Below are 703 nucleotides of genomic sequence, written 5' to 3' on the forward strand. Positions count from 1 at the left end.
GCGCACACGGCACGGATTAGCGTCGATCAACTCATCGGCCACCGCGGTGTTCAAGATGGCGCGCAGCAGCGCGTAGCAATGCGCACGGCACGTTGGGGCGTCGAGGCAAAGACCGGCGTGCCAGTCGCGCACATCGGCGGCCGCGATCCCCGCTAGCGGTGTGTTGCTGAACGCCGGCAGCAGATGGTTGGTGAGCAGGCCTTGGTAGAGGCGTTTGGTGCGGGGCCGCAGCGGGTGCCCGGCCACGGTGCGGGTGTCGAGCCACCGCTGGGCGTAATCCCCGAACAGGACAACGGGTTTCGCGTCTTTGGTGGCTGCTGCGGGGTTCCACACGTCACGGTCGACTTCCCTCGACCGGTCCGCTAGCCAAGCCTCGGCGTGGCCGCGGGTTTCGAAAGTGCGCGGCGCTTTCGCCTGCAACCCTGTTCGCGGGTCGAGGTAGCGGACTTGCCAGCGCCCGCTGGGCAGTCGGCGGATGTTCCCGAAGCGGCGACGTCGCGGCATGATGCGGATCCTCCCAAAGGCTGCTGTGCGTGCCAAACACGTGCCAGAACACACTACACGGCGCTACACGGCGGCACACCACTGTGGTGGGTTGTTGCTGGTCACGGCGCTGAACGCACTGGTCACAGACCCGCGGCTGAACTATTCGAATCCTGCCGGGGGCACGCACAACTGTCTTGGCACCCGCTCGGTGGCGGGG

The 703-nt window shown here is 67.0% G+C and carries 1 pseudogene; it reads right to left on the minus strand.

What is annotated here, in order from left to right:
* Positions 1-504: pseudogene (locus tag F6Q13_RS18805) on the minus strand (site-specific integrase); the annotation flags it as partial.
* Positions 505-703 lie beyond the last annotated feature (199 nt).

This window comes from Mycobacterium sp. (genome assembly GCF_008709575.1).
In the GTDB taxonomy this organism is placed as follows: Bacteria; Actinomycetota; Actinomycetes; order Mycobacteriales; family Mycobacteriaceae; genus Mycobacterium.